This is a genomic window from Haloferax sp. Atlit-12N, from assembly GCF_003383095.1.
Taxonomy (GTDB): domain Archaea; phylum Halobacteriota; class Halobacteria; order Halobacteriales; family Haloferacaceae; genus Haloferax.
The window spans coordinates 1-3,081 of the sequence record NZ_PSYW01000018.1; the positions used below are offsets into that span (position 1 = coordinate 1).

Genomic DNA, 3,081 nt, shown 5'->3' on the forward strand with positions numbered 1-3,081 from the left:
ACATTCCGTCGCGTCACCCTTCCAAACGTCCTTCCTGGAATCATCGCCGGTGGCCTGTTAGCATTTACTATCTCATTTAACGAGTTCGTCTATACGTACTTCGTCCGCGACACGGCGACGCAGACGCTTCCGGTCTATCTGTGGGGTCTCATCAGATACGGCTTCAGCCCAATGGTGAACGTCATTAGCGTGTTCTTCTTGGTCTTCGTCACGGTGATTCTGCTGGCGGCGCTCTCCCTTACGGGCCTCAAACAGCTCACATTGCGGACGTGAGCGAGGATACGTACCGGCACCGTGCCGGTACATCTCTGTGTGGTATCTGATTCAGACGCTCGTTCCCGAGAGACGGCACGCACTTTTCGGTCCACAACTTGGAAAGTTCGGATGGCGACAGGGTCGCTGACGACGAAACCGCGTCGGAGACGGTACGTCCGGTATTAGTCAGGTATTCGTCCTATGACCGAGATTTCGTTCTAGAGTATATTTTGCCCCCCTTTATTGAGGCTCCGTGAGTCAGACCGAACACCCCGAAGCCGCCAAGCAGCGTGCCGTCCGCGACGCCCGACCCTATTCGCTGGACATCGAGTGCTTTCAGCCGAGACCGCCCCGTTAGACACTCTATACAGACGACTGAAAGCCCTCCGTAGTCATCGGTCAAGTGTCACGGTTTAATTGACCTGACTGCCTGCTACAGACTGTCCGTCGAAGGGATTTGCAGCTACCAAATAATTCCCCCCAGTACCAAGTATATTGACCCCCTTAGCCGACTATAATTACAGACATAGTGTTGTAACTTATTGAGTTCAATATTTTCCATTACCAAATATACATTGTCAGACTCCACCGTGACAACTAGAATATCTGCTCAAGATTCTCTCGAACCCGTCCCGTTGGCGACAGCTGGGTTCTTTCGGGCGCTACGGCAGCGGTTTCCTCCCGTCCGCAAAAAATGAATCGTCGCGCAGCCGATGTTTCAGTCCCGTATCACGCTCAAAGGCCCACGTTGATTGTTTTCGTCTGCTGGTAGTGTTCGAGCGTTGTCTCGGCCAGTTCACGTCCGATCCCCGACTGCTTGTAGCCGCCGAAGGGAAGCCCGGACGGGACGTCGTGATGCTGATTAATCCACACGTACCCGGCCTCGATATCGCGCGCCGCTTGGTACGCTTCGTCGATGTCTTGGGTGACAACGCTCGCAGAGAGTCCGTAGTCAACGTCGTTCACTAGGGCCATCATTTCGTCGTATTCGGTCCAAGTGAACGTTTCGAGCACCGGACCAAAGATCTCCTCCTGTACGGCCGGATTGTCGTGCGGCACGTTGCCAATCACGGTAGGCTCGACGAAGCTCCCCGCGGACACTGCCTGTCCAGAGGGGTACGATCCGCCCGTCATGAGCTCTCCCCCTCCTTCGATCGCAGTCTCGACGTACTCGAGCGTCTTTTTGACCTCGCTGTCACTAATCTGTGGCCCAATGTCGGTCCCTTCTGACAGAGGGTCTCCGACCGTGAGATCCTCGACGGTCTCGACGAACTGATTGAGGAATTCCTCAGCGATTTCATCGTGTACGAACAGCCGAGAACCGGCGGTACAGCATTCGCCTGCGTTCGCGAAAATTGCGAATTTCACCACGTCGATGGCCTTGTCTATGTCTGCGTCTGGGAAGACGACGACCGGACTTTTCCCTCCGAGTTCAAGGGTCACGTCGACGACATTGTCGGCTGCGTTCCGCATGATTTCCTTGCCAACCGCCGTCGAACCAGTAAAAGCGAGTTTGCGAACGTCGGAGTGTTGGGTCAGCGCGGCCCCGGCCTCTCTACCGTCACCCGGGACGACGTTAACCACGCCGTCGGGTACGACATCGTCGACGAGTTCCATGAGCCGCAGGATCGACAGCGGCGTCTGCTCTGCGGGCTTCAGGACGCAGCAGTTCCCTGCTGCAAGCGCGGGTGCCAGTTTCCACGACGCCATGGACAGCGGGAAGTTCCACGGGATGATCTGGCCGACGACGCCGTACGGCTCTCGGATCGTGTAACCCATCCGCTGGTCGTCCGACAGGACAGCGCCGGTGTCCGACTGTACGATGCCTGCGAAATACCGGAACTGGTCGATGACCGTCCGCATGTCCGCTCGGGACTCTACGAGAGGTTTCCCATTGTCCAGCGTCTCGAGCGTTGCGAGATCCTCTAGATTGGCCTCTACGCGGTCTGCAATCTCGAGCAGGACGTCTTGTCTGTCCTCGGCTGTCGTTGACCCCCACTCGCCATCGTACGCCTCCCAAGCCGCTTTCACGGCTCTGTCGATGTCGTCGGCGTCAGCAGCCGATACCTCTGTCAGACGTTCCCCAGTCGTCGGATCGACCGCCTCTAGCGACGATGCTCCTCCGGTGACCCACTCACCGCCGATGTATAGGTCCGTGTGATCGGGAAGAACTTCGCTGGCCACGTCGCGGTGTCGAGCGACGACCTCTTCAGTCTCGGCAGTATCCGTGTGCTTGGCACACATACTACATTCGTTCTCCGAGTCTCTTCATAAATATTGCCCCTCGACCGCTCGGCTTGCCGTCAGCGCTTTTTCCACGCCGACAAGAACCCGGCGCCGTGCGACAGCGAATCAAGTGGGTCGGACGGTGAGTCGTGTTCGTAGATCGCCCACGAACATCCGGCGTCTCTCACCGCCACTTCGATGGCCTTGAAGTCTACGTCGCCCGTCCCAGCCTCGACCGGCGTTCGAGTCGCGGTGACAATGTCTTTCGCGTGGACCAGATCGATGTGATCCGCGTGCCGCTCGAGGAATGTTACCGGGTCATGGCCCGCGGCCTGAACCCATCCGACGTCAAGTTCCAGGTCGACTGTTTCCAGTTCCGCCGCTAGTAGGTCGAGCGCTGTCTCATACTCTCCGGAGACCGAAGTCAACTCGTGGTCGTGGTTGTGATAGCAGAAGTCGAACCCCGCGTCTTTGAGGGGAACCGCGACCGATTCGACGAGAGCCGCCGTCTCCGTGACTGCTTCGGCACTGTCGAAGTGCGCCGCGTCCAGATACGGTAAGACGACCGTATCCACCCCAACCGTCGAACACCATTCGATG

Annotated in this window: 3 protein-coding genes; 1 reads left to right on the forward strand and 2 read right to left on the reverse strand. The window is 57.7% G+C overall.

Annotated elements, in window-relative coordinates; all coding sequences use genetic code 11:
• Positions 1-273, forward strand: a 273-nt coding sequence (locus tag C5B90_RS19635) for an ABC transporter permease (protein WP_115883603.1), incomplete at its 5' end; no start/stop codon positions are given.
• A gap of 717 nt (positions 274-990) precedes the next feature.
• Here C5B90_RS19635 and C5B90_RS19640 read toward each other — a convergent pair.
• A complete protein-coding gene (locus tag C5B90_RS19640; protein WP_115883604.1) occupies positions 991-2,499 on the reverse strand; it encodes an aldehyde dehydrogenase in 1,509 nt (502 codons plus the stop codon).
• Between the two features lie 59 nt (positions 2,500-2,558).
• Positions 2,559-3,081 (reverse strand): sugar phosphate isomerase/epimerase (locus tag C5B90_RS19645; RefSeq protein WP_148708262.1); only part of this gene is annotated, 523 nt, incomplete at its 5' end.